21 protein-coding genes are annotated in these 26,389 nt (G+C 66.0%); 13 read left to right on the forward strand and 8 right to left on the reverse strand.

All coding sequences use genetic code 11. From position 1 onward, the window contains the following. Nucleotides 1–38: 38 nt before the first annotated feature. Together DDF70_RS16700 and DDF70_RS16705 are read right to left on the reverse strand one after the other, a co-directional pair. Entirely contained in the window at nucleotides 39–653 is a 615-nt protein-coding gene (locus tag DDF70_RS16700; RefSeq protein WP_114945991.1) for an HdeD family acid-resistance protein, read from the reverse strand. A gap of 87 nt (nucleotides 654–740) precedes the next feature. Then, nucleotides 741–2,252: a phospholipase D-like domain-containing protein gene (locus DDF70_RS16705; RefSeq protein WP_114945992.1), complete on the reverse strand. Its 1,512-nt coding sequence runs from the start codon at nucleotides 2,250–2,252 to the stop codon at nucleotides 741–743. Between the two features lie 269 nt (nucleotides 2,253–2,521). On the opposite strand from DDF70_RS16705, the gene pal reads away from it, so the two are divergent. From pal to glmM, 5 genes are all read left to right on the forward strand, one after another. Then, the gene (gene pal, locus DDF70_RS16710; protein ID WP_009763444.1) at nucleotides 2,522–3,022 is read left to right on the forward strand and encodes a peptidoglycan-associated lipoprotein Pal; all 501 of its coding nucleotides are present in this window, start codon (nucleotides 2,522–2,524) and stop codon (nucleotides 3,020–3,022) included. Nucleotides 3,023–3,247: 225 nt separating this feature from the next. Further along, nucleotides 3,248–4,228, forward strand: a complete 981-nt coding sequence (ybgF, locus tag DDF70_RS16715) for a tol-pal system protein YbgF (RefSeq protein WP_114945993.1) — start codon at nucleotides 3,248–3,250, stop codon at nucleotides 4,226–4,228. Nucleotides 4,229–4,259: 31 nt separating this feature from the next. Then, the gene (gene tilS, locus DDF70_RS16720) at nucleotides 4,260–5,285 is read left to right on the forward strand and encodes a tRNA lysidine(34) synthetase TilS (RefSeq protein ID WP_114945994.1); all 1,026 of its coding nucleotides are present in this window, start codon (nucleotides 4,260–4,262) and stop codon (nucleotides 5,283–5,285) included. Nucleotides 5,286–5,430: 145 nt separating this feature from the next. Beyond that, a complete protein-coding gene (gene ftsH / locus DDF70_RS16725) occupies nucleotides 5,431–7,350 on the forward strand; it encodes an ATP-dependent zinc metalloprotease FtsH (RefSeq protein WP_114945995.1) in 1,920 nt (639 codons plus the stop codon). 225 nt (nucleotides 7,351–7,575) lie between these two features. After that, complete coding sequence (glmM, locus tag DDF70_RS16730) at nucleotides 7,576–8,931, forward strand: phosphoglucosamine mutase (protein ID WP_114945996.1); 1,356 nt, start codon at nucleotides 7,576–7,578, stop codon at nucleotides 8,929–8,931. 247 nt (nucleotides 8,932–9,178) lie between these two features. Here glmM and DDF70_RS16735 read toward each other — a convergent pair whose 3' ends face one another. Next, nucleotides 9,179–12,340: an efflux RND transporter permease subunit gene (locus DDF70_RS16735; protein ID WP_114945997.1), complete on the reverse strand. Its 3,162-nt coding sequence runs from the start codon at nucleotides 12,338–12,340 to the stop codon at nucleotides 9,179–9,181. 153 nt (nucleotides 12,341–12,493) lie between these two features. Further along, nucleotides 12,494–13,762: an efflux RND transporter periplasmic adaptor subunit gene (locus tag DDF70_RS16740; RefSeq protein ID WP_114945998.1), complete on the reverse strand. Its 1,269-nt coding sequence runs from the start codon at nucleotides 13,760–13,762 to the stop codon at nucleotides 12,494–12,496. 247 nt (nucleotides 13,763–14,009) lie between these two features. Between DDF70_RS16740 and DDF70_RS16745 the strand changes: the two genes are divergently transcribed. The 3 genes from DDF70_RS16745 (at nucleotide 14,010) to purU (ending at nucleotide 17,925) form a co-directional block, all read left to right on the forward strand. Then, on the forward strand, nucleotides 14,010–15,182 hold the full coding sequence (locus DDF70_RS16745; protein ID WP_114945999.1) for a phosphoserine transaminase: 1,173 nt from the start codon (nucleotides 14,010–14,012) through the stop codon (nucleotides 15,180–15,182). Nucleotides 15,183–15,381: 199 nt separating this feature from the next. Then, nucleotides 15,382–16,974 (forward strand): phosphoglycerate dehydrogenase, encoded by a 1,593-nt coding sequence (gene serA / locus DDF70_RS16750; RefSeq protein WP_114946000.1) that lies wholly within the window; start codon nucleotides 15,382–15,384, stop codon nucleotides 16,972–16,974. A gap of 87 nt (nucleotides 16,975–17,061) precedes the next feature. Then, nucleotides 17,062–17,925: a formyltetrahydrofolate deformylase gene (gene purU, locus DDF70_RS16755; protein WP_114946031.1), complete on the forward strand. Its 864-nt coding sequence runs from the start codon at nucleotides 17,062–17,064 to the stop codon at nucleotides 17,923–17,925. Nucleotides 17,926–18,102: 177 nt separating this feature from the next. On the opposite strand, the gene DDF70_RS16760 is transcribed toward purU, so the two are convergent. Next, the gene (locus DDF70_RS16760; protein WP_114946001.1) at nucleotides 18,103–19,008 is read right to left on the reverse strand and encodes a DMT family transporter; all 906 of its coding nucleotides are present in this window, start codon (nucleotides 19,006–19,008) and stop codon (nucleotides 18,103–18,105) included. Between the two features lie 192 nt (nucleotides 19,009–19,200). Here DDF70_RS16760 and DDF70_RS16765 point away from each other — a divergent pair, with 192 nt between their 5' ends. Next, nucleotides 19,201–20,064, forward strand: coding sequence for a type 1 glutamine amidotransferase (locus DDF70_RS16765; protein ID WP_114946002.1), 864 nt, complete (start codon nucleotides 19,201–19,203; stop codon nucleotides 20,062–20,064). Nucleotides 20,065–20,174: 110 nt separating this feature from the next. Further along, nucleotides 20,175–21,098 (forward strand): PepSY-associated TM helix domain-containing protein, encoded by a 924-nt coding sequence (locus DDF70_RS16770; RefSeq protein WP_114946003.1) that lies wholly within the window; start codon nucleotides 20,175–20,177, stop codon nucleotides 21,096–21,098. Nucleotides 21,099–21,857: 759 nt separating this feature from the next. Here DDF70_RS16770 and DDF70_RS16775 read toward each other — a convergent pair. After that, nucleotides 21,858–22,367, reverse strand: coding sequence for a DUF2244 domain-containing protein (locus DDF70_RS16775; protein WP_114946004.1), 510 nt, complete (start codon nucleotides 22,365–22,367; stop codon nucleotides 21,858–21,860). 20 nt (nucleotides 22,368–22,387) lie between these two features. Between DDF70_RS16775 and nth the strand changes: the two genes are divergently transcribed. After that, on the forward strand, nucleotides 22,388–23,131 hold the full coding sequence (gene nth, locus DDF70_RS16780) for an endonuclease III (protein WP_114946005.1): 744 nt from the start codon (nucleotides 22,388–22,390) through the stop codon (nucleotides 23,129–23,131). A 47-nt stretch (nucleotides 23,132–23,178) separates the two neighbouring features. Here nth and DDF70_RS16785 read toward each other — a convergent pair whose 3' ends face one another. Together DDF70_RS16785 and DDF70_RS16790 are read right to left on the reverse strand one after the other, a co-directional pair. Then, on the reverse strand, nucleotides 23,179–23,442 hold the full coding sequence (locus DDF70_RS16785; RefSeq protein WP_114946006.1) for a hypothetical protein: 264 nt from the start codon (nucleotides 23,440–23,442) through the stop codon (nucleotides 23,179–23,181). A 3-nt stretch (nucleotides 23,443–23,445) separates the two neighbouring features. Beyond that, on the reverse strand, nucleotides 23,446–24,243 hold the full coding sequence (locus DDF70_RS16790) for an undecaprenyl-diphosphate phosphatase (RefSeq protein WP_114946007.1): 798 nt from the start codon (nucleotides 24,241–24,243) through the stop codon (nucleotides 23,446–23,448). A gap of 178 nt (nucleotides 24,244–24,421) precedes the next feature. On the opposite strand from DDF70_RS16790, the gene DDF70_RS16795 reads away from it, so the two are divergent. Together DDF70_RS16795 and queG are read left to right on the forward strand one after the other, a co-directional pair. Next, nucleotides 24,422–25,114, forward strand: coding sequence for a glutathione S-transferase family protein (locus DDF70_RS16795; RefSeq protein ID WP_114946008.1), 693 nt, complete (start codon nucleotides 24,422–24,424; stop codon nucleotides 25,112–25,114). Between the two features lie 11 nt (nucleotides 25,115–25,125). Beyond that, nucleotides 25,126–26,256 (forward strand): tRNA epoxyqueuosine(34) reductase QueG, encoded by a 1,131-nt coding sequence (queG, locus tag DDF70_RS16800; RefSeq protein ID WP_114946009.1) that lies wholly within the window; start codon nucleotides 25,126–25,128, stop codon nucleotides 26,254–26,256. The last annotated feature ends 133 nt before the right edge of the window (nucleotides 26,257–26,389 follow it).

Raw genomic sequence — 26,389 nt, forward strand, 5'->3', positions numbered from 1 at the left:
GACGAGAAAAAGGGCCCCGAGAGGGCCCTTTTTCATGCTCAGGCCCGCATCGACGTCGCGCCGCTGGGTTCGTCCTTGTAGCCCTTGAGCTTGAAGGCGAGCATCAGAAGGGAGATGCCGAACACGAGCGCGTAGGCTCCCAGCCACCAGGTCAGCACCACGGCGCCGACGAGGGGCGCGACCAGCAGCGCGACGCCGAAGAGAACCGACACGATGCCGCTGAAGATCAGCCAGCCTCGGCCATAGGCCGGGTTCAGCTTGAAGGCCGCGACGATCATCAGGACGCCGGTGATCAGCGACCACACGGCCATCAGGGTGACGAAGAACACCACCGTCAGCCCCGGCATCATGAAGGCGATGACGCCGACCAGGATGTTCAGGATGCCTTCGAGGATCAGAAGACCCCAGCGCTGGTTGTTGGAAGCGGCCCTGACGGCGGCAACGATCCCGAACACGCCGTCGACCAGCATATAGGCGGCGAACACCCAGACCAGGGACAGGAGCGTGGCTCCGGGCATGAAGAAGGCGATGAGTGCGAAGATGATCGCGAAGACGCCCCGGAGCGCGAGCGCCCACCAGTTCTGCGCCAGAAGCCGGCTCATGGCGTGGGTGCGGTCAAGGGTATCGAAAGGGCCGGTGGTGCCTGTAGCCATAGGAAGTCCTCCTCGAAAAGGGACATTCAGCCTTCAAGAGCAACGTCAAGCTTGACCGTTGGTTTCCTTGTTCTTCTTTCGGCTCTTCTACTCTCCTGGCGAAGTCTCGCTCTGTCTGATCTTGGTCAGCCTGCGCCGCAGGGCAAGCTTGCGGCGCCTGAGGCGCACGCGGCGCTTGAGGCGGAAGGCGCGGATCAGGAGCGCGGCCCCGAGCCAGATGAGGCCGATGACGATCGGCGACACGATCAGGACGGGGAAGACCGTCACCAGGACGGCGAGCGCCAGCAGCGCGCCGCCGATGATGGCGACGCTGCTGGCCTCGGTGGCCGTGAGCGAGCGCGAACCGACCGCCTTGCCGACCGTGCTCGACAGGGCGAGAGCGCCGGCCGCCAGCCTGCGGACGCCGCCTTTCTTGAAGCGATGGCCGCGGCGCGAACGCATGTTCTTGGCCTGACGGCGCCTCGACTGCCAGCCGGGAACGATCTCGGTCGCGTTGGCCAGATCCTCCAGGTACATCGCCTCCATGGCCTCGGCGAAATCGGCATCCTCGACCACCACGTCGAGTTCCCAGTTGGTCGCCCAGCTGGCGATGTTGAGATTGGTGGAACCGACCCGCGCCCAGCGGCCGTCGACCACGGCGGTCTTGGCATGGAGCATCGAGCCGTTCCATTCGAAGACCCTGATCCCGGCCTCGATCAGCGAGCGGTAGCCGGCGCGCACCACCGGCTGCAGGGCGGGGACGTCGCTCGATCCGGGAACGAGGAGGCGCACGTCCACCCCGTCGCGCGCCGCTTCGCCCAAAGCCTGCACATAGGAGGTGGTGGCGACGAAATAGGCGTCCGTGAGCCACAGGTTGCGCTGGGCCGTCGCGGCGATGAACTGGTCGACCCGGTAGGTCCGGAACATGCCGGGCTCGCCGCTGATCACACGAGCGGCCACCGAACCGGCCTGCGGGATCAGGTCGGCGTGCGGCAGCTCGGATTTCGGGATCGGCTTCATGCCGGCGAGAACCCAGCTCTCGGCAAAGGTCGCATCGAGGTCGGCAACCACCGGGCCTTCGAGAGAGAGTCCCGTGTCGCGCCACGGCTCCGCGCCGTTCTTGCCCACCCAGTTGTCGGAGATGCACAGGCCCGACACGAAGGCGATGCGCCCGTCGACGGTGATCAGCTTGCGATGGTTGCGGCGGATCCAGAACGGATCGGTCAGGCGGGGCGGATTGAAAACGCGGGCCTCGACGCCCGCCTCCCGCAGGCGCCGCCAGTAATGGGGCAAGGCGCGGAAGGAGGAGCCGAGCCAGTCGTAGAGCACGCGCACCCGCACGCCGGCGCGCGCGCGCTCCATCAGGGCTTCCGCGAACTCGCGGCCCGTGTCGTCGTCGGCGATGATGAAGTTCTCGAAATGGATGACATCCTTCGCCGATCGGATCGCCTGCAGCCAGGCGGGATAGTTTTCCCGCGAGTCCCGGAGTAGGGCGATGGCGTTGCCCTGGCGCAGGTCGCTGTCGGCGATGCGCGAGAACGCACGCTCGAGGCGCAGGTCGTCAAGGGCTTTGCGGTAGGGATGCGCATGGCTTCCGGGCTGGGTCGTCACGATGTTCATGACCTCTCAACGCTCGAAACCGGCAATCGGCAGCAGCCCAGCTTCATCCGCCTTCACCTTGATCCTGCGGACCTGACCAAAGGGTAGGAATAAACCACGCGACCCGAAACCGTTCACGGTCGGTTAACCCTAACCCCAACTTCCACAACTTGGCCATAATTCACCTTAATCCCCCGAGTCCCTTCGCGGTTGACGGAACCCTCCCTTAACCATCCTCCCGATATGAAAGACACAACGTTCGGCAAACGTATGTGTAAGGAGTATTGCCAATGATGACGCTGCGCGCCGTCAAGTTCGCCGCTGCTATCGTCCTCGCCCTCGGGGCGGCGGCGTGTTCGTCCAACAAAGATGGTATGGCCGACGGAGCCGGAGGCTTCGGCGCCGGCGGTGCCGCCACTCCGGGGAGCGCCCAGGATTTCGTCGTGAACGTGGGTGACCGCGTGTTCTTCGAGACCGATTCGACCGACCTCACCCCCACGGCCGTCGCGACCCTCGACAAGCAGGCCCAGTGGCTGCAGCGCTACCCGCAATACACCTTCATCCTCGAAGGTCATGCGGACGAGCGCGGCACCCGCGAGTACAACTACTCGCTTTCGGCCCGCCGCGCCCAGGTCGTCCGCGACTACCTGATCTCCCGCGGCATCCCGGGCAACCGCTTCCGCACCGTGTCCTACGGCAAGGAACGTCCGGTGGCGGTCTGCAACGACATCTCCTGCTGGTCGCAGAACCGCCGCGCGGTCACCGTGCTCGGCGGCGGGGCCGGGGCATAAGGCCCCACCTAGCGCATCGTGCGGAAAAGTGGATCCGGTTTTCCGCCCGAACGATGCGCCAGCCAAGAGGAAGAGCATCGGATTCGATCCCAAAAGTGGATTCCACTTTTGGGTCCGATGCTCATTCAAGCCCTCGTGAACCCGCAAAGCGCCGCCACATTCTCGCCGTGGCGGCGCTTTTGTGTTATCGGCCTCCTCGTTCGAGGACCCTCACGGTATCCCAGCATGTTTCGACGCCTGTTTGTCTTTTCCGCCTTTGCTCTCACTCTGGCCGCCACTTCGGTTTTTCCTGCCGCCGCGCAGGATGCCGCTGATGCGATCGTGCGCCTGAACCGGCTCGAGAGCCAGTTCCGCCAGCTCTCCGGCCAGATGGAGCAGCTCCAGTACGAAAACCGCCAGCTCAAGGAGCAGCTCCGCAAGTTCCAGGAGGACGTGGAGTTCCGGTTCCAGGAGCGGAGCGGCGGTTCGCGTCCTTCCACGCCGCCAACGGCAACGCCCTCGCGCCCCGCCCAGCCGGCTCCGGCTCCGGCTCCGGCCCAGCCGCAGCGACGCAGCGACGTGTTCGATCCGTCCGAGACGCCGGATGCGCCCGGCGCTCCGCGTCCACTCGGCACCACGGCGCCGTCCGCTCCGCTGACGGCAGACGCGAATCGTCCCGTGCCGCTGCCCGGCGGGCAGCTCGCGGAGCTGATCGAGCAGGACGAACAGGGCGGCCTCGACGGCGCTCCGATGGATGGCGGCGGGCATGACAGCATGACCGCCCTGCCGCAGGGAGCTCTTGCGGAGCGCCCCGGCCCGAGCGTCGCGGCGACGAGCGTGGGCAACCCGCGCTCCGACTTCGACGCGGCCTATGCCTCCTTCTCGCAGAAGCAATACGACCAGGCCGAGATGGGCTTTCGCCGCTTCCTTCAGTCCAATCCCCGCGACAAGCTGGTGCCTGAGGCGACCTTCTGGCTGGGCGAGACCTATCTCCAGCGCGGCCGCTATCGCGAGGCCGCCGAGCAGTTCCTGAACGTCTCCGCCGAACATCCCGATGCCGCCAAGGCGCCCGATGCCCTCCTGCGGCTCGGCATCTCCCTGAACGGGCTCGGCGCCAAGGATCGTGCCTGCGCCGTCCTGGCGGAGCTCGACCGCAAGTATCCTCAGGCCTCCGCTCCCGTCCGTCAGGCGTCCGACCGCGAGCAGAAGCGCATCAAGTGCAGCTGAGCCGCTGACGATTTTCGACCAGAGCCGAACGATGGCCTCGCCTCCACCTCCCGACGATGCGCTCTCGGTTGAAGGGCTGGAGCACCTTTTCGCTTCCTTGAACCAGGCCTCGGGCATCGTGGCGGCCGTGTCCGGCGGGCCCGATTCGACCGCCCTGATGCACCTGCTCGCCCGCTGGCATGAAGCGGGTTCACGGCCTCCCGTTCTCGTCGCCACAATCGACCATGGCCTGCGGCCCGAGGCTGCCGAGGAGGCCGCTTTCGTCGCGCGGGAGGCCGGCGCCCTGGGCCTGCCTCACCGGATTCTCGCCTGGACGGGAGACAAGCCCCGGACCGGAATCCAGGCGGCCGCGCGCGATGCTCGCTATCGGCTCCTCGCCGACCACGCGCATGCGGCCGGGGCATCGCATCTCGTCACGGCCCATACCCTCGACGATCAGGCCGAGACGGTGATGATGCGCCTGGCCCGGGGCTCGGGCCTGTCAGGGCTCTCCGGCATGCGCCGGGAGACGGAGCGTCACGGCATCATCCATGCGAGGCCCTTGCTCGACTGGCCGAAGGCGCGCCTGCTCGATCTCTGCCGGGGCCAAGGCTGGCGCTTCGTCGAGGATCCGTCCAATGCCAATGCGCTCTATGCCCGTGTCCGCTGGCGCGGGCTCATGCCGCTGCTGGCGGCGGAGGGGCTCGACGCTGACCGCCTGGCGCGTTTCGCCGAGCGAGCCGCCCGCGCCGACGAAGCCCTCGACCTCAAGGCGCGGGAGGCCCTGGAGCGGGCAGGGTTCTCCGATGCGGGCGGTCATCTCTCGTTCGAGGGCGGCATCCTTGCAAGCGAGCCTTTCGAAATTGCCCTGCGGGTCTTGGAGCAGGCCCTGTCAAGGGCCGGGCTCGCGCTCGACAACAGCCGTTTGAACAGGCTCGAATCCTGCGCGGAGCGTCTGAGGAGGGCCATTGGAGCAGGGCAGGCCTTGAGCCTCACAGTCGCTGGAGCGCTCGTGCGGCTGGATCCTTCGGGTAGGGTGTCGATCAGGCCGGAACCGCCGAGGCGGCGGGGCCGTTAGCCAAAACTCTTAGCCAACGTTATCGGATCGCGCCGTATAGGCGCCGCATTCCCTTGGCAAGGCGAGACGGTGTGCCTACATTGAGTTTAACCGCACGGGGAGACCTCCTCGCGCTTCATCTCCCTCTGGGGCAGAACCTGATCCGATGAATTCAAATTTCCGCAACTTCGCCTTGTGGGTCGTCATCTTCCTCCTGGTGCTGGCGCTCGTGACCCTTTTCCAGAGCCCGGGCCAACGGGGCGGCGGCAGCGATATCGCCTACAGCCAGCTCCTCAGCGAGGCCGATGCCGGACGCATCACCAGCGTCGTCATCTCCGGTCCGGAGATCAGCGGCACCTATACGGACGGCCGCACCTTCACGACCTATGCGCCGAGCGACCCGATGCTCGTGACGAAGCTGCAGCAGAAGGGCGTGCAGATCACCGCCCGTCCGCAGTCGGATTCGACCCCCTGGTTCATCGCGGTCCTCATGAACATCCTGCCCATCGCGCTCTTCATCGGCGCCTGGGTGTTCCTGTCGCGCCAGATGCAGAGCGGCGCCGGCCGGGCCATGGGCTTCGGCAAGTCCAAGGCGAAGCTGCTGACGGAGGCCCATGGCCGCGTCACCTTCGACGACGTCGCCGGCATCGACGAGGCCAAGGAAGACCTGCAGGAGGTCGTGGAGTTCCTGCGCGACCCGCAGAAGTTCCAGCGCCTCGGCGGCCGCATCCCGCGCGGCGTGCTGCTCGTCGGCCCTCCCGGCACCGGTAAGACCCTGACCGCCCGCGCGGTCGCCGGCGAGGCCAACGTGCCGTTCTTCACCATCTCGGGCTCCGACTTCGTCGAGATGTTCGTCGGCGTCGGCGCCTCCCGCGTGCGCGACATGTTCGAGCAGGCGAAGAAGAACGCCCCCTGCATCATCTTCATCGACGAGATCGACGCGGTCGGCCGCCATCGCGGTGCCGGCCTCGGCGGCGGCAACGACGAGCGCGAGCAGACCCTCAACCAGCTCCTGGTGGAGATGGACGGCTTCGAGGCCAACGAGGGCGTGATCATCATCGCGGCCACCAACCGTCCCGACGTGCTCGACCCGGCGCTCCTGCGCCCGGGCCGCTTCGACCGCCAGATCGTCGTCCCGAACCCGGACGTGGTCGGCCGCGAGAAGATCCTGCGCGTCCACGTGCGCAAGGTGCCGCTGGCGCCCGACGTGGACCTGAAGGTCATCGCCCGCGGTACCCCGGGCTTCTCGGGCGCGGACCTGATGAACCTCGTCAACGAGGCGGCGCTGCTGGCCGCCCGCCGCGGCAAGCGCATCGTCACCATGCGCGAGTTCGAGGACGCCAAGGACAAGGTGATGATGGGCGCCGAGCGCCGCACCCTCGTCATGACCGACGACGAGAAGCGCCTGACCGCCTATCACGAGGCCGGCCATGCCGTCGTGGCGCTCAACGTCCCGGCGACCGACCCGGTGCACAAGGCCACCATCATCCCGCGTGGCCGCGCACTGGGCATGGTCATGCAGCTGCCCGAGCGCGACAAGCTGTCCATGTCCTACGAGCAGATGACCTCGCGTCTCGCCATCATGATGGGCGGCCGCATCGCCGAGGAGATGATCTTCGGCAAGGAGAAGGTCACCTCGGGCGCCCAGTCGGACATCGAGCAGGCGACCCGTCTCGCCCGCATGATGGTGACCAAGTGGGGCTTCTCGCCCGAACTCGGCACCGTCGCCTATGGCGAGAATCAGGACGAGGTGTTCCTCGGCATGCAGATGGGCCGTCAGCAGAACGTGTCGGAGGCCACCGCCCAGAAGATCGACTCGGAGGTCCGCCGCCTGGTCGAGGACGGGTTGAACGACGCCCGCCGCATCCTGACCGAGAAGGCGCACGAGCTTGAGGCCCTGGCTCGCGGCCTGCTCGAATACGAGACTCTGACCGGCGACGAGATCCGCAATCTCCTCGATGGCCAGCCCCCGGTGCGCGATACCGGCGAGGCCGTCCCCCCCAGCCGCGGCTCCGCCGTGCCCACCGCCGGCCGCGGCCGGCCACGGGAGAGCGACGGGGGCATGGAGCCCCAGCCGCAGGCCTAAAGGCGCAACCGGTCTGTAAAATTCAGGGCGCCCGCCATCCGGCGGGCGTTCTTTTTTGTTTACCTCAAAGATCTAATACTCCCTAAGGGGCGGGCTTGAGGCTGTAACAATCGCTTATCACTTGTGATGGCACGCATTGGCCCGAGAGCCTTGACCGAATTCGGGGAGGTTGCTTTGAAAAAGCCAAAGCGTGGATTGGCGCTACGGAATGCGGAGACAAGGCACGTGCGTAAATACTTCGGGACGGACGGAATTCGGGGCCGCGCCAACGGGATCATCACGCCGGATCTGGCCCTCAAGGTCGGACAGGCGGCGGGTCTCATGTTCCAGCAGCGCGGCGAGTACCGTCACCGGGTCGTGATCGGCAAGGACACGCGGCTGTCCGGCTACATGATCGAATCGGCTCTCCAGGCCGGGTTCACCTCGGTCGGCATGGACGTGCTCCTGCTCGGCCCGATCCCGACCCCGGCCGTCGCCATGTTGACGCGTTCCATGCGCTGCGACCTGGGAGTCATGATTTCCGCCTCCCACAACCCCTACGAGGACAACGGCATCAAGCTGTTCGGCCCCGACGGGTTCAAGCTGAGCGACGAAATGGAGCTTCAGATCGAGGCTCTGATCGATTCCGACCTCACGCGGCGCCTGGCCGATTCCGCCACCCTCGGCCGCGCCAAGCGCATCGAGAGCGTCCAGGCCCGCTATATCGAGTTCGCCAAGCGCACCCTGCCGCGCCAGATCGACCTGGAAGGCATGCGCGTCGTGATCGATTGCGCCAACGGCGCCGGCTACAAGGTCGCCCCGGAGGCCCTGTGGGAGCTGGGCGCCGAGGTCGTGTCCATCGGCGTCGAGCCCAACGGCTTCAACATCAACCACGATGTCGGTTCCACCGCGCCGGATGCCCTGATCCACAAGGTGCGCGAGCTGCGCGCCGATGTCGGCATCGCCCTCGACGGCGACGCCGACCGGGTTCTGATCGTCGACGAGAAGGGCCACAAGGTCGATGGCGACCAGCTCATGGGCGTCGTCGCCCGCTCCTGGAAGGAGGACGGCCGCCTCTCGCAGGCCGGCATCGTCGCGACGATCATGTCCAATCTCGGCCTGGAGCGCTTCCTGAACGGCATGGGCCTCGGCCTCGTGCGCACCGCCGTCGGCGACCGTTACGTGCTCGAGCATATGCGGGCCAACGGCTACAATCTCGGCGGCGAGCAGTCGGGCCACATCATCATGTCCGACTACACCACCACCGGCGACGGCCTCGTGGCGGCCCTCCAGCTCCTGGCGGTGGTCAAGAGCCTCGGCAAGCCCGTCTCCGAAGTCTGCCATTGCTTCGAGCCGCTGCCGCAGGTGCTCAAGAACGTACGCTACAAGTCCGGCAAGCCCCTGCAGGAGGCCTCGGTCATCAAGGCGATCGAGTCCGGGCGCGAGACCCTCGGCAATGCCGGCCGCCTCGTGATCCGCCCGTCCGGCACGGAACCCGTCATTCGCGTCATGGGTGAGGGCGACAACGCGGACCTCGTCAACCGCGTGGTGGACGACGTGGTGGAAGCCGTCACCCAGGCGGCGTCCAAGGCTGCGGCGTAAAACGCGCTACCGTTTCTGTCTCAAAGCAAAAGCCCCGGCGAGATGCTCGCCGGGGCTTTTGCTTTGAGCGCTTCAAAGAGGCTGCTTTAACTCCCAACCTCATCCTGAGGAGCAGCGCAGCTGCGTCTCGAAGGAGGATCCAGTGCTCTCCGGATCCAGTGCTCTCCGGAGGCGCCCTCGTCCTTCGAGACGCCGCCTCCGGCGGCCCTCAGGATGAGGGCTTGGGAAGATACAGTCTAAGCCCCCATCACTCCGCCGCCTGCGCGGGCGGCACCTGCTTCGTGCGCGACGGCAGGTCCTCGCCGTGGGCGACCTGGCCCGTCTCGGCGCGGAGCTTGTCGAGCAGCTCGCTCACATAGGTGGCGGGCTTGGTGAAGCCGCCGATGAGCAGGTAGATCGACGGGACCACGAGCATCGTCAGCATGGTCGAGACCGTGACGCCGCCGACGATCACCGAGCCGATGGCGTTGCGCGCCTCGGCGCCGGCGCCGGTCGACAGGGCGAGCGGGATGGCGCCGCCGATCATGGCGATCGAGGTCATCAGGATCGGTCGCAGGCGCAGGACCGAGGCCTCGACCACCGCATCCCGCACCGAATACCCGCGCTCGCGCAGCTGGTTCGAGAACTCGACGATCAGGATGCCGTTCTTGGTCATGAGGCCGATGAGCAGGATCATGCCGATCTGGCTGTAGATGTTGAGCGTCTGGCCCGTGATGAACAGGGCCAGCAATCCGCCGGTCACCGCGAGCGGCACGGTGAGCATGATGATGAACGGGTTGATCCAGCTCTCGAACTGCGCGGCCAGCACCAGGAACACCACCAGGAGCGCCATGGCGAAGGTCAGGTAGATCGCGCCGGTCGAATCCAGGAAGTCCTTGGACTGGCCCGTGTAGCCGATGCGCACCTCCGCCGGCAGGTTGTCGCGCACGATCTGCTGGAGAATGTCCAGGCCTTCGCCGATGGAGACGCCCGGCGCCAGCGACGACTGGATCGTGATCGACCGCAGGCGGTCGAACCGGTTCAGGGCCTGCGGGGCGGCCGATTCCGTCAGGGTGACGAAGGAGGAGAGCGGAACGAGCTCGCCGTTGGCAGCGCGCACGAAGGTGTTGGTGAGGTCGTTGGGCGTCGCCCGGTCCTGGGCGCGGGCCCGCATGATCACCGGATATTCGTCGCCGCGGCTGACGAAGGTGGAGATCTCGGTCTCACCGAACATCAGCTGGAGCGTGTTGCCGATATCCTCCACGGAGACGCCGAGATCGGCGGCGCGCTGGCGGTCGATCTGCACGCGGATATCCGGCTGCGACTCGCGGTAGTTGGAGTCCATGTTGACGAACTTGCCGGTCTCCTGGGCCTTCTGCATGACGATGTCGCGCCAGCCGCGGATCGTTTCGTAATCGGGCCCGCCGAGCACGAACTGGATTGGCTGGCCGAAGCCGCCCGCGCCGCCGAAGGCGGGCGGATTGACGACCGAGACGCGCGCGCCGGGGAAGTTCGACACCTTCGGCGTCATCTGGCGCACGATGTCCTGCTGGGTCTGGGTGCGCTCCTCCCATGGCACGAGGCGCACGATCACGATGCCTTCGTTGACCGGGGAGGGGCGGGCGAAGCCCGGAGCGACCTGGCTCAGCATCGAGGCGACGAGGCCCTGCTCCTGCAGGGGCATGAGGGCCTTCTCGACCTCCTTCACCCGGTCGCGGGTATAGTCGAGGCTCGCGCCTTCCGGGGCCTGGAGGCGGACGATGATGGCGCCGCGGTCCTCCGTCGGGGCGAACTCCTTCGGCAGGGACTGGAACAGGCCATAGGCCGACAGCGACACCAGGAAGCCGACGAAGAGAATGATCACCGGAGCCCTCAGGGCGCGGGAAAGCAGCCAGCGATAGCCGCCGTTCATCTTCTCGAAGAGCGGCTCGGTCATGCGCTGGATCCGGCCATGGGCGGGCACCATGAGCTTGGAGCACAGCATCGGGGTCAGCGTGCGCGCCACGACGCCCGAGAAGAAGATCGAGGCGGCGAGCGTGATGCCGAATTCGCGGAAGAGCTTGCCGGTGTTGCCGGTCATGAAGGCGAGCGGCACGAACACGGCCATGAGGGTCGCCGTGGTGGCGATCACCGCGAAGCCGATCTCGCGGGCGCCGTCGAAGGAGGCGAGCAGCGGCGGCTGGCCCTCCTCGATGCGCCGGTGCACGTTCTCGATCTCCACGATGGCGTCGTCCACCACGATGCCGATGGCCAGCACGATGGCGAGCAGGGTCAGCACGTTGATGGAGGCGCCGAAGAAGGCCATGACCATGAAGGCCGCGATGATCGACACGGGGATCGCCACCATGGCCACGATGGTGGAGCGCCAGTCGCGCAGGAAGAGCAGGATCACCAGGATCACGAGCGCCACGCCTTCCACGAGGGTGTGCAGCACGCCCTCGATGGAGGCGCGGATGAACTGGCTTTCGTCATAGGCGACTTCCGCCGTCGTGCCGGGCGGCAGGGAGCCCTTGAGCTCCTCCAGCTCCTTGCGCACGCCGTCGACCACGGACAGCGTGTTGGCGATCGATTGGCGCACGACTCCGAGGCCGATGGCGGTCTCGCCGGATTGGTAGAATTCGAAGCGCGTGTCCTCCGGCCCCACCTCGACCTGGGCGACCTCGCCGAGCCGGACCAGGTAGCCGTTCTTGTTGGTGACGATCACCTGCTGGAACTGCTCGGGGGTCGCGAGGCGGGAATCGGTCTTGACGGTGAATTCGCGCTGGCTGGACTCGATCCGGCCGCCCGGCAGCTCCACGTTCTGGCGCTTGATGGCGGTTTCGAGATCCTGAACCGTGAGGCCGCGGGCGGCGAGCGCCGGCCGGTCGACCCAGATCCGCATGGCGTAGCGCCGCTCGCCGCTGAGGTTCACGTTGGCGACGCCCGGCACGGTGGACAGGCGATCGACGTAGACGCGCTTGAGGAAGTCGCTGAGTTCGAGCGCATCCAGGCTGGTGGACGTGACGCCCACCCACAGGATGGCCGAGGCATTGGCATCGACCTTGCGGACCACCGGCGTGTCGGCCCCGTCCGGGAGCCGTCCGGTGATGCGGGAGATGGCGTCGCGCACGTCGGAGGTGGCGGCTTCCGGATCGCGGGAGACCTCGAACTCGATGGAGACCGACGAGCGGTCGTTCTGGCTCTGCGACGTGATCTGGCGGATACCTTCGATGCCCGCGACCGCGCCCTCGATGATCTCCGTCACCCGGCTCTCGATCACCTCGTTCGAGGCGCCGCGATAGACCGTGGAGACCGAAACGACCGGGCGGTCGACCTGCGGGTACTCGCGAACCGGCAGGTTCATGAGCGCTGCTAGGCCGCCCACGATCAGCAGCAGACTGACCACGACGGCGAAGACGGGACGGCGGATGAAGAGGTCTGAAACCTGCATGGCTCTGGTCGATTCAGGTTAGGATCAAGTCTTTGATAAAGCACTTGCTGTCATCCCCGGCGAGCAAAGCGAGGGAAGGGGATCCATGATTACGCTTGGCACCATGGATCCCCTTCCCGGTCTTGCGGACCGCCGGGGATGACACGAACTGGTTCACTTCCGCTCGGCGGCCTGGGCGGCGCCGATGGCTTGCGGTACGTTCAATGAGGAGCGGGAGGGCTGCTCCCGGTTGGCCGCCGGAGCGGGAGCGGCCGGCGCGCCCGAGCCCACGGGGCGGGCGACGACCTCGGCCCCGGGGCGCACGCGCTGGACGCCCAGGACGACGATGGACTCGCCGGCCTTGAGCCCCTCGACCACCTCGACCTTGCCGCCCTGGCGCTGGCCGATGGTGATGACGCGGCGCTCCACCTTGCTGTCCTTCACCGGATAGATGATGTGCCGCAGGCCTTCGCTGACGATGGCCTCCTCCGGCACCACGACGGCGTCGTCCTTGGTCGAAACCTCGAGGGCCACCGACAGGAACATGCCGGGTTTCAGGGCCTCGTCGGCATTATCGAACTCGGCCGTCAGGCGCGCCGTGCGGGTCGTCTGGTCCACGCGCGGGTCGATGGTGGAAACGCTGCCCTTGAAGGTGCGGCCCTTATAGGCCGCCGAGGTGGCGTTGACCGTCTGGCCGGGCTTGAGACGGCCCAGGAGGTTTTCCGGCACCGCGAAGTCGAGGCGGATCTTGGACAGGTCGTCGAGGGAGGTGATGCGGGTGCCCGGGGCCACATAGGCGCCGAGCGAGACGGAGCGGGTGCCGACGCGGCCGGCAAAGGGCGCGCGGATCATCAGATCCTCGAGCCGGGCTTCCGCGGCCTTGCGCTGGGCGCGAGCGGAGGCGATCGACCCCTCCAGGGATTTCATCTGGGCCGTGAGGTCCTCGACCTGGGCGCCGGTGCCGGCGCCGGTGCGGCTCAAAGCCTGGGCGCGCTCCAGCTTGATGGCGACTTCGTTCCGGAGCGCTTCGGCGCGGCTCGCCTCGGCATTGGCCTGCTCGATCTCGGCCCGGCGCTCGGCGGCGTCGAACTGGACCAGCATGTCCCCGGCCTTGACCTTCTGGCCCTCGTTGAAGCCGATCTCGCCCACGATGCCTGCCACCTTGGCGGTCACGGTGATCGATTCATAGGCACGCACCGTGCCGACCGATTCCCGGATCTCGACGATGCGCCCGGTCTTGACCGTATCGACGTCGACCGTGGCGGGGCCGGTCGGGCCACCCCGTCCACGCCCGCCCTGGACGGCCTGCTGGCCAGCGGGTTGGCCCACATACGCGCCGATCACGGGCAGATTGGCCAAATGGCCGCCCTGGTAGGCGTACCAGCCGCCAAAGCCTGCTGCCCCCAGCACGGCAATGACAGCGAGTTGACCGGACACACGCATGCTCGCTCCTAACTCAGTCGTTCGACCTTATTGGCTTCTTGGTCGTAATTGTCGGAAGTGGTCCTAGCATAATACATGCCAAGTGCTGCGAACATAACGCAGCAAACACGATGTTTTGTATTACGATTTCGTAATCTGAAGACTTGCCCCGCCAAAAGGCGCCTTGACCGTGGCTTTCGCCTCATTCATACCGGTTGGCGGGACACCTCTCCCCACCGAGAGGCGCCCATCTGTAAGGATGGATCACATGACGAACCTGCCCGCCGCGCGCCCGCGCGCGCCTTTCTTTTCGTCCGGCCCCTGCGCGAAGCGCCCCGGATGGTCTCTGCAAAACCTGAAGACCGAAAGCCTCGGCCGCTCGCACCGCGCGAAGCTCGGCAAGGCGCGCCTGAAGCTCGCCATCGACCTCACCCGCGAGGTGCTGGAGGTGCCGGCCGATTACCGCATCGGCATCGTGCCCGCCTCCGATACCGGCGCCGTCGAGATGGTGCTGTGGTCGATGCTGGGGGGCCGCCCGGTCGACATGCTGGCCTGGGAAAGCTTCGGCGAGGGCTGGGTCACGGACGTGGTGAAGCAGCTCAAGCTGTCCGATGCCCGCGTCATCAACGCGCCTTACGGCGAGCTTCCGGATCTTGCCCAGGTCGATACGAAGAAACGCGACGTGGTCTTCACCTGGAACGGCACCACCTCCGGTGTGCGCGTGCCGAACGCCGACTGGATCGCGGCCGACCGCGAAGGACTGACCATCTGCGACGCCACCTCGGCGGCCTTCGCGCAGAAGCTCGATTTTTCGAAGCTCGACGTGGTCACCTTCTCCTGGCAGAAGGTGCTGGGCGGCGAGGCGGCCCACGGCATGCTCATCCTCTCGCCCCGCGCGGTGGAGCGGCTCGAGACCTACAAGCCCGCCTGGCCGCTGCCGAAGATCTTCCGCATGACCAAGGGCGGCAAGCTCATCGAAGGCATCTTCGAGGGCGAGACCATCAACACGCCGTCGATGCTCGCGGTCGAGGATTACATCGACGCGCTCGAATGGGCGAAGTCCATCGGCGGGCTGAACGCGCTCGTCGCCAAGGCCGATGCCAACGCCAAGGTCATCCATGACTGGGTGGCGAAGACGCCGTGGATCGCCAATCTCGCGAAGGTTCCGGCGACGGCCTCCAACACCAGCGTGTGCCTCGTCATCGCCGATCCGGATGTGGTCGCCAAAGGTCCCGAGGCCGTGGCGCAGGTCGCCAAGGGCATTACATCCGCGCTCGACAAGGAGGGCGTCGCCCTCGACATCGGCGCTTACCGCGATGCCCCTCCCGGCCTTCGCATCTGGTGCGGCGCGACGGTCGAGCAATCCGACCTCGAAGCCCTGACGCCCTGGCTCGACTGGGCCTTCGCGCAGGAAAAGGCGAAGCTCGCGAAAGCGGCTTGATGCGCCTTAATCCTCCCCTTGAGGGGGAGGGTCGACGCCCATAAGGGCGGCGAGGTGGGATGGCAGCGCCGCCCGTCATCGTCGCCTTTAAAACGCCCAGCCAATCAAACCGACAGCGCCGTTCACCCCACCCCGGCTCTTCGAGCCGACCCTCCCCCTCAAGGGGAGGGTAGAAGGGGCGGCACATCCGAGGTGCACCATGCCCGCTCCCCGCGTTCTCATCTCCGACGCTCTCTCCCCCGCCGCCGTGCAGATCTTCAAGGATCGCGGCATCGAGGTCGACTTCCAGCCCGATCTCGGCAAGGACAAGGACAAGCTCGCCGCCATCATCGGCGACTACGATGGCCTCGCCATCCGGTCCGCCACCAAGGTGACGGCGAAGATCCTCGAACAGGCGAAGAACCTGAAGGTGATCGGCCGCGCCGGCATCGGCGTCGACAATGTCGAGATTCCCGCCGCCACGGCGAAGGGCATCATCGTCATGAACACGCCCTTCGGCAATTCCATCACCACGGCCGAGCACGCCATCGCGATGATGTTCGCGCTCGCGCGCCAGATCCCGCAGGCCGATGCCTCCACGCAGGCCGGCAAGTGGGAGAAGAACCGCTTCATGGGCGTCGAGCTCACCGCCAAGGTGCTCGGCGTGATCGGCTGCGGCAATATCGGCTCCATCGTGGCCGATCGCGCCATCGGCCTGCGCATGAAGGTGATCGCCTACGATCCGTTCCTGTCGCCGGAGCGCGCGGTCGAGCTCGGTGTCGAGAAGGTGGAGCTGGACGACCTCCTGCGCCGCGCCGACATCATCACCCTGCACGTGCCGATGACCGAGAAGACCAAGAACGTGCTCTCGGCCGAGAACATCGCCAAGACCAAGAAGGGCGTGCGCATCGTCAACTGCGCCCGCGGCGGCCTCGTCGACGAGGCCGCGCTGCGTGCCGCGCTCGATTCCGGCCATGTGGCGGGGGCGGCCTTCGACGTGTTCGTCGAGGAGCCTGCAACGTCGAACCCGCTCTTCGGCCATCCCAACGTGGTCTGCACGCCGCATCTGGGCGCCGCGACGACGGAAGCGCAGGAGAACGTGGCGCTGCAGGTGGCCGAGCAGATGTCGGATTACCTGCTGCAGGGCGCGATCCAGAACGCCGTGAACTTCCCGTCGATCACCGCCGAGGAGGCGCCGCGCCTGAAGCCGTTCGTCGCGCTCGCCGACAAGCTCGGCTCCTTCCTGGGCCAGCTCACGGAAGCGCCGATCAAGGGCATCCGCATCGAATACGAGGGCGACGTCGCGGAGATGAACACGCGTGCGCTCACGTCGGCCGCGGTGACCGGCGTGCTGCGTCCCTTCCTGCAGGACATCAACATGGTGTCGGCGCCGATCGTCGCGCGCGAGCGCGGCATCACGGTCGAAGAGGTCAAGCGCGAGAGCGCGGCCCGCGATTACGAGAGCTTCATCCGCATCATCGTCGACGCGGAGGACATGGCGCGCCACGCGGGCGGCACCGTGTTCCAGGACGGGAAGCCGCGCGTCACGGAAATCCGCGACATCATGGTCGATGCCGAGTTCGCGCCGAACATGATCTACGTGCGCAACGACGACAAGCCCGGCTTCATCGGCCGTTTCGGCACGCTGCTCGGCGAATCCGGCGTGAACGTCGCGACTTTCGCGCTCGGCCGCGACAAGCCCGGCGGCGATGCCATCTGCTTCGTGTCGGTGGACGAGCCCGTGTCGGATGAACTCCTGCGCAAGATCGAGGAAATCCCGCAGGTCAAGCGCGCCCGCGCGGTGCGCTTCTAATCGCATCTTCCGGCGAAGTGGATACCGGTTCGCCGGAAGAGAAGATGCAACCAAAAACGAAGGAATGAGGAACGCATCATGGCACCGATTCCGTCGCAACGCTTCGTCCTGACGCTCGCCTGTGCGAACCGTCCCGGCATCGTGGCGGCCGTGGCAGGTCACCTGTCGGATGCGGGCCTCAACATCCTCGATGCGCAGCAATACGACGACACGCAGACGGATCGCTTCTTCATGCGTGTCGTGTTCAATCCTGTGACGGGAGAGAGCGACATCGAAGCGCTCAAAAGCGGCTTCGTGCCACTTGCCGAACGTTTCGGCATGACATGGGCGATGAGCGATCAGGGCCGGAAGCAGCGTGTCATGCTGCTGGTCTCGAAGTTCGACCATTGCCTCGCGGACCTGCTCTATCGCTGGCGCATCGGCGAACTCGATTTCGAGCCCGTCGGCGTCATCGCCAACCATCCGGCCGAGACCTACAGCCATGTGGATCTGGGCGACGTGCCGTTCCACTGCCTTCCCGTCACGAAGGACACCAAGCTCGAACAGGAGGCGCAGGTCTGGGAGATCATCCGCGACTCCAAGGCCGACCTCGTGGTGCTCGCGCGCTACATGCAGGTGTTGTCCGACGGTCTCGCGGCGAAGCTCGCGGGCCGCTGCATCAACATCCACCATTCGTTTCTTCCGAGCTTCAAGGGCGCGAAGCCCTATCATCAGGCCCATGCGCGCGGCGTGAAGCTGATCGGCGCAACGGCACATTACGTGACATCCGATCTCGACGAAGGTCCGATCATCGCGCAGGACGTGGAGCCGATCACGCACCGCGACTCGGCCGAAGATCTCGTGCGCAAGGGCCGCGACATCGAACGCCGGGTACTGGCGCGGGCCGTGCGCTACCACCTGGAGGATCGCATTCTCCTCAACGGCCGCAAGACGGTGGTGTTCGCGGATTAGTGAAACGCGCGTGTCATTCCGGGGCGCCGCAGGCGAGCCCGGAACCCATAAACGCTGACGGTTCAGAACAATTGAATCGGATGCCGCCGTGCTCCCCATTCGTTCGGATGTCGTGGTTATGGATCCCCGCCTTCGCGGGGATGACAGTGGAGGGTTTGATGCCCTTCGGAGCGCGTCCTACCGCCGCCGCTCCGCGAGCCAGATACCGCCGAGCACCAGCGCCAAGCCGACCGCGTGGTACGTGGCGAAAGGCTCTCCGAGGAGAACCACCGCGAGCAGCGCGCCGAACACCGGCACCAGATTGACGAAAAGCCCCGCTCGTGTCGGGCCGATCAGTTCCACGCCGCGGATGAAGAAGATCTGCGAGAGCAGCGAGGGCATCAGCGCCACATAGAGCAGGATGAGCCAGCCCTTGGGCGTGGGAAACTGCGCCGTTCCCTGGATCATTTCCACGCCCACCAGGGGCAGGGAACTGACGAAGGCCACCAGGGCCATGGCGGCGAAGAACACGAGGCCCGGCATCGCCGGGCGGTAGCGCAGGCCCAGCGTGTAGACCGAATAGAACACGCAGGCGATCAGCATCCACACGTCGCCGATATTGATCGCGAGCGTCCTCAGGATCTCCCAGTCGGCTTTGACCGAGACCGTGATCACGCCGATCAGCGTCACGATCATGCCGATGATCTGCAGCGGGATCACGCGGGCGCGGAAGACGGCGATCATGCCGATGAGCACGAAGACGGGAATCGAGCCCTGGAAGATGGTGAGATTGACCGCGCTGGTATGGTGGGCGGCGGCATAGAAGAGCGCATTGAAGGCCGTGAAGCCGGAGACGCCCATGATGAGCGTGAACAGCCAGCGCTCCTTGAACTTGTCCCGTTCGGCCACGAGCTGGCGCCCCACGAGCGGCATCAGGATCGCCACCACGACCACCCAGCGCAGGCAGGTGAGCACCATGGGCGAGACCTCGCCGATGGCGAGCCGTCCGGCGATGCCGTTACCCGCCCACATGAGCGTGGTCAGGACCAACAGCAGATAGGCCTGCCCCCAGAACCCTTGCCGCAGCGATTGGAGAAATTTCATCGGAGGGTGGACCTCTCTGGCGCATCGTACGGAAAAGTGGATCCGGTTTTCCGTGCCATACGATGCGCTCCCTGTATGAAGATTGTATCGGATTGACCCCAAAAGTGGTTTCCACTTTTGGGTCCGATACAATTGCGCTTGCGGCGGTGTGCCGTTCGGCTAAACCGGCTCGAAAGAAAGCGGGTGACACGCATGGCCTTAAGGTTTCTGGTGGTCGAGGGCAATACGCGGGGCGCAAGGCAGGCCCACAAGGAAGCCTATGGACTCATGCCGTCGGAATCGTATGCGGCGGTGATTCAGGCCATCGAGGGCGATGCCGTCTGCGACATCGCCTTCCCGGCGGACGCGGGGGCGAACCTGCCGGATGCGGCGGGGCTCGAATCCTATGACGGAATCGTGCTGACCGGCTCGCATCTCAACATCTACGACCGCACGCCCGATATTCTCAGCCAGATCGACCTGATGCGGGCAGTCTATGCGTCGCGCACCCCGTCCTTCGGCTCCTGCTGGGGCCTGCAGGTGGCAGCCGTCGCGGCGGACGGGGACGTGCGGTCCAACCCGCTCGGGCGCGAGGTGGGCCTCGCCCGCAGGATCACGGCCACCGAGGCGGGCCGGGAGCATCCTCTGCTCGAGGGGCGTCCCGCGGCCTACGACGCGCCGGCCATCCACCTCGACATGGTGACGGCCCTGCCGGGCGACTGCACGGTGTTGGCCGGCAACGCCGTCTCTCAGGTCCAGGCCGCCGAAATCCGCCAGGACGGGGGCGTGTTCTGGGGCGTGCAATACCACCCCGAATTCTCCTTGAGCGAACTCGCCGTCATCCTGGGCCGCCGCACGGAGATTCTGGTGAGGGAAGGCTTCTGCCGGACCGCCGAGGAGGCCGTGGCCTATGCGCAGGACCTGACCGACCTCGACAAGGATCCTTCCCGCTTCGACCTCGCCTGGCGGCACGGCATCGATGCGGAGGTTCTCGACCCCTACCGCCGCACCCGCGAGATCCGCAACTTCATCGAGCACCGGGTCAAGACGGCGAAGAGCGAGCGGGGACGGGCCTGAGGCACGCAGACGCCGCCTGCTTACGGGCGGCATTACGGAACCTTAACTTGAGGTCCTGCCCGACCGGCACGATCATGGGCGTCCCTGTGCCCGGAGTTGGATCTCTCTCCATGACCAAGGCCCTCTTGATACGTCTCCACCGGTGGGTGGCTCTGACCTTCGCGCTGCCGCTGCTGGCGGTCATCGCGAGCGGGCTGATCCTCTCCTTCGAACCCATCGTGGTGCAGAGCGCCATCAGGCCCGGCTCCCTCTCGATGCAAACCGTCGAAGGGCTGCTCCAGCGTTACGATCCGCAGGGCACCGCGCGCTCGCTCTTCCTGCGCCCGATTGAGAACACGCTCACGATCAACGGCGTACAGCCCGGCGGAAGCGTGGCAATCGACCTCGCGACGGGCGAGCCTGCGGCTCGGACGTCACGGTCGCTCTCCGACTTCTTCGGAACGGCGCGTCAGATCCATGAGCACCTGCTCCTGCGGGCCGGATGGCTGGTGACGGCCTCGACGATGGCCATGCTGGCGCTCATCGCGCTCGGGATTTTCATGGGGTGGCCAAGGCTGCGCAACACGCTGTCGGGCTGGCACAAGGGTATCGCCTGGTTCCTGCTGCCGCTCGTGATCCTCTCTCCGCTGACAGGTCTCCTCCTGGCGTTCGGCATCTCCTTCGCGCCCGCGCCGGCTTCCTCCGGTACTGCCGGTCAGCCTTTGCCCCTTCGGGAGGCCGTGCGCGTGCTCGCGGTCGAACACGACCTGTCGTCTCTGAGCTGGATCCGCCCCTTCGGCCGCAGCCTCGTGGCCCGCGTGGCCGAGGACGGGGAGATGAGAACCGTTGCCCTCAGCCGCGAGGGAGCCGTTCCCATGGCTCGCAGCTGGCCGCGTCTGATTCATGAGGGCAACTGGGGCGGATTTGCGCTCTCCATCCTGAATCTCGTCACGTCGGTGGCACTCTTGGGCCTTCTGGTCACCGGCAGCTGGATCTGGCTCCGTCGCCAGCTGCGGCGCCTTTCCATTCGGCAGCGTCTCGCAAAGGCGGCGTGATGGCGGGCGCCGTAGCCTCTGCGGCATGGCTGCACTTGTTACGGTCATCCCCGTCTCCCTCGCGGACCCTCCGACCTCATCCTGAGGAGCCGCTGCAAGAGGCGTCTCGAAGGATCGTCCAAAGAACACTGGAGACGCCCTCGTGCCCGGACATCGTCCGGGGCCTCGAGACGCTTCGCTCCTGAGAGTCTGACTCGTAATGCACTGGGACCTCTCCTCCCCCTTGTGGGGAGGGGATACCCGCGCCACTTGATGAGCCGGCCTCTCAGGATGAGGGCTGGAGAGGGCTGAGAGGAGCGCTCCCTTTCCATCCGCTCCCCCGTCATGGCCGGCCTTGTGCCGGCCATCCCGATTGTTTGACGCGCGGCGCTCTTCGGATCGGGATCACCGGCCCAGGGCCGGTGATGACGGCGCGGGGGTGGTCAGGGCAACGTTATGTTCTCACTTTGTTCTTGACAGCGCGTGGAAGCTCGGCTATATCATTCTCCACTCCCGCCCGGCGAGGGGCGCGCTCGCGAGGCGTCGCAGCACCGGGGCGGGAGGCGGTCCCGCCGCAGGCCTCGCAACCCTGTGGTCGCGGGAGGTCGACCTTGGGTCTCATCCCAGCTGGTCCACCTGAAAAGAACCGCGTGCGAGGCGCCGTCCGGCTCTTCCACTTTCCACCATCATCAGCGAGCCGGGCCGCGCAGCGCACCTCCCTCGACTGACCTGAAGGCTCGCAGCGCAAGCTGCGGGCCCCAAGGCGCTGGGGTTTTTCGCTCAATGACCTCGTTTCACATCCGCCAGGGCACGACCGAGTGCGTCGGCCAGGGTTTCCCGCTCCGGCGGGGACAGGTCGCGGGCGATCTCCACGTGCTCGTTGCGGAAGCGCAACGAGAGGTGCTGCAGGCCGTATTCGTCGTCGATCTCCCGGTCGATCCGAGTCCAGAGCGGGTTGAACTGCCAGTCCTTCACGTCGCCGCGGGGGCTCACCTTGCGGAACAGGAGCCGGATCGGCGTCAGTTCCAGAAGCTCGAAGGCCTGACCCTGGCGGTAGCTGACCCGGAAGGCGATGTAGAGGCCGAGGAAATCGAGGCCGAAGAAGCCGGCCACCGGCCAGAACCCCATGATCACGAAGGGCAGGCTCGCCACGATCGAGGTAAGGCAGACCAGGACCATGAGGGTTCTGAAACCCTGCGGGCTCAAGGATCGGTGCGGGCGGATCACGGCCGAGAAGACCGGCCGCTCGAACCGGTCGATCTCGCCATAGGGTGCCTTGCCGCTTGCCATGCCTCAAGTATAACGCAGAAATGTCCGATCTGAAGCCGTCCCCCCGCCGTATGCCCAAGCCGAAAGCGAAGCCAGCCGTTCCGGCGAAGAAAGTCGGGAAGGCGCTGCGCGCGCGCACCCCGAAGCCCGTCGACCGGGAGACGATGATCGAGGTCTTCCGGCGCCTGCACGCGGCCAATCCGGAGCCCAGGGGCGAGCTCGATTACACCAATCCCTATACGCTGCTGGTCGCCGTGGCGCTCTCGGCGCAATCGACCGATGTCGGGGTCAACAAGGCGACGAAGAACCTCTTTCCCGTCGCCGACACGCCCGCCAGGATGCTCGCTCTCGGCGAGGAGGGCTTGCGCGAGCACATCAGGACGCTCAATTTTTACAACACCAAGGCGAAGAACGTCATCGCGGCGGCCAAGCGCCTCGTGGACGAGTTCGGCGGCGAGGTGCCGAATTCCGTCGAGGTGCTCGAAACCCTGCCGGGCGTCGGGCGCAAGACCGCGAGCGTCGTGGTCAACATCGCCTTCGGCGATCCGCGGGTTGCCGTCGATACGCATATCTTCCGCGTCACCAACCGGATCCCGCTGGCGATCACCAAGACGCCCCTGGAAACGCAGATCGCACTCGAGGCCCTGGTGCCTGACGAGTTCCGACTCCACGCACACCACTGGCTGATCCTGCACGGCCGCTACATCTGCAAGGCGCGCAGGCCCGAATGCTGGCGCTGCCCGATCAACGACCTGTGCCGCTACCCCGACAAGACGATTCCCTAGAGCGCCGGACGCAAAAAATGGACGCCGGTTTTGCGTGAAAAGATGCTCTAGATCGGAACGCCCACGGGCCTGAGGCAGCGGGGCGCGGTCGGGACGCACGCAATGCCCGGGGTCGAGCAGGCAAGACCCTCGGGCACGCGGCGGCAGACGACGCAGCCGTCCGTCCACTCGGCACAGGCAGGCCCCGGGGGCCCACCCTGCGTGGCAGGCTGCGAACCGACACCCGCACCGGCGATCACGGCGAGGATCACGACCAGCAGGGCGGTCGCGATGGACAGCGTAACCGCGAGGGCCTCGTCCCGTGACGGCATCGATCAGCCGTAGACGATCAGGGCGGCAAGACCCGCGGCGCCGACGATGATGCGCCAGTACGCGAAGGGCGTGAAGCCGTGGCGGGACACGTAATCCAGGAACAGCTTCACCACGACGAGCGCCGCCACGAAGGCGGACAAGAAGCCGGCCACGATGATCATGGCGTCGTTGGCGGAGAGGAACTTGTAATTCTTCAGGAGGTCGTAGGCGAAGGCGCCGGCCATGGTCGGCATGGCGAGGAAGAACGAGAACTCGGCCGCGGCACGCTTCGAGGCGCCCATCAGCATGGCGCCGACGATCGTCGCCCCGGAGCGGGAGACGCCGGGCACCATGGCGGCGCACTGGATGAGGCCGATCTTGAAGTACATCGACAGGGGGAAGCGTGTCGCGTCGGTCTTGGTCGCCTCGAGCGGCATGCGGTCGATGGCGAGGAGCACGAAGCCGCCGACGATCAGGGTCGTGCACACGATCCAGGGATCGAAGAGCACTTCCTTGATGAAGCCGTGCAGCACCGCCCCGATCACGGCGGCGGGCAGGAAGGCGACGAGGACGCCGATGACGAAATGGCGCGCCATCGGATCGTGCGGCAGGGCCTTGGCGATCGACCACAGCTTGTTGAAGTAGACGGAGAGGATCGCCAGGATCGCGCCGAGCTGGATCAGCACCTCGAAGGTCTTGCCCGTCGACTCGAAGCCGAGGAAGTGGCCGACGAGGAGCAGATGGCCCGTGGAGGAGACCGGAAGGAATTCCGTCAGACCTTCGATGAGGCCGAGAAAGAGCGCCTCGATGATTTGCGACATCGTTGAAAATCCTGAAAACGGCGCCAGATGCGGGAGCACGTCGTATCTGTCAAGCAAGGTTTGCGCCGCAGGCGTAGCCCTTTTGCATCACAGACATGAGATTCACCAATATTCCTTACCAACCCTTAACGAAGCACGGCCTTATTCTCGCCGCCTGTTTCGCGTCACTCATAGATTCATGGCCATCCTGCATTCCTATCCGTTTTGTCCGCAGTCGCGGTTCGCGCGTCTTATTTTCGCGGAGCTCGGCCTTGAGCCGGATATGGTCGAGGAGAAGCCGTGGGAACGGCGCATTCCCTATCTGGAGATCAACCCGGCCGGAAATTTGCCGCTCTTCATCGACGATAACGGACTTGCCGTGGCGGGACCATCAAGTCTTGCGGAGTATCTCGATGAAACTCGGGGAGAGGATCTGCGGGACAGGCGCTTCCTGCCGCGGGACCTCGAGCAGAGGGTCGAGGTCCGCCGCCTGCTCGACTGGTTCCTGGTCAAGTTTCACGGCGAGGTATCGGATTATCTCGCCACAGAAAAGATCTATAAGCGGTTCATGCCCATCGAGCTGGGAGGCGGTCCGCCGGACATGGGCGCGATTCGCGCAGCCCAGACCAATGTGCGATACCATCTCAAATATATCGGTTTTCTGATTTCCGCACGGAATTGGCTGGCCGGCGACCAGATGACCTATGCGGATCTGGCGGCGGCGGCCCATCTGTCGGTGGTGGATTATCTCGGCGACGTGCCATGGGACGAGGACGAAACAGCGAAGCATTGGTATGCCAGGATCAAGTCCCGGCCGTCCTTTCGCGCGCTCCTCGCGGACCGGGTGCCGGGAATGGCACCGGCGAGTCACTACGACGACCTGGACTTCTAGACGGGGAGACGTTGAAGCGCGCTTTCCTCGAACGGGCCAAGGCGCTCGGTTTCGACACGATCCGGATCGCCAGGCCCGATGCGATTCCGCTGGCCCCCGAGCGGCTCAAGGCCTGGCTCGACGCCGGCCATCACGGTTCCATGGAATGGATGGCGGAAACCGCCGGGCGCCGGGCAGACCCGAGGGCTCTGTGGCCTGAGGTGCGCAGCGTCATCCTGCTCGGGCTGAACTACGGCCCCGCGGAAGACCCACTGGCCGAGCTGGCCCAGACGGATCGCGGCTACATCTCCGTCTATGCCCGCAATCGCGACTATCATGATGTGATCAAGGGCAAGCTCAAGGAGGCGGCGGGCTTTCTCGCTTCCAAGGCATCGTCGGACGTGAAGGTCTTCGTCGATACGGCCCCGGTCATGGAAAAACCGCTCGCGGAGGCGGCGGGGCTCGGCTGGCAGGGCAAGCACACGGTGATCGTCTCGCGCGAGTTCGGCGACTGGCTGTTCCTCGGCGCGATCTTCACCACGGCGGAGCTGCCGGCCGACGAGCCGGAGCGGGACCATTGCGGCTCATGCCGCCGCTGCCTCGATGTCTGTCCGACGAATGCCTTTCCCGCGCCCTACCAGCTCGATGCGCGGCGCTGCATTTCGTATCTCACCATCGAGCATAAAGGGCACATCCCGGCGGAGCTGCGTCCCGGCATCGGCAACCGGATCTTCGGCTGTGACGATTGCCTCGCCGTCTGCCCGTGGAACAAGTTCGCCCAGGCAGGGCGCGAGGCCCGGCTGGTGCAGCGGGATGATCTCGCGGCGCTGCCGCTGGCGGAACTCGCCCGGCTCGACGATCCGGGCTTCCGCACCCGCTTCGCCGGCACGCCGATCAAGCGCACCGGGCGTGATCGTTTCATCCGCAACGTGCTCATCGCCATCGGCAATTCGCGCGATGCCGCCTTAGCCGACGAAGCCTTGCGCCTCCTCGACGATGCCTCGCCGCTCGTGCGGGCGATGGCAATCTGGGCGCTGGCTCGCGTGCTTCCGCCGGAGGCCGTTGCACGTTATGCCGAAGGGCGGCTGGAGCGGGAAGACGATTCGGACGTGCGCGAGGAATGGCGGCGGGCGATGGCGATGACGTCTGAGGCAACTGCCTGATCAATCCGGCCTCGGGAAGCCTCCCTACTCCACGTCATGGCCGGCCTTGTGCCGGCCATCCCGATCAGAAGGGCGTTGCGCTTTACAGAAGCGAGATCACCGGCACAAGGCCGGTGATGACGTAGATGGTGGG

Origin of the sequence: Microvirga calopogonii (assembly GCF_003347665.1) — a bacterium.
In the GTDB taxonomy this organism is placed as follows: Bacteria; Pseudomonadota; Alphaproteobacteria; order Rhizobiales; family Beijerinckiaceae; genus Microvirga; species Microvirga calopogonii.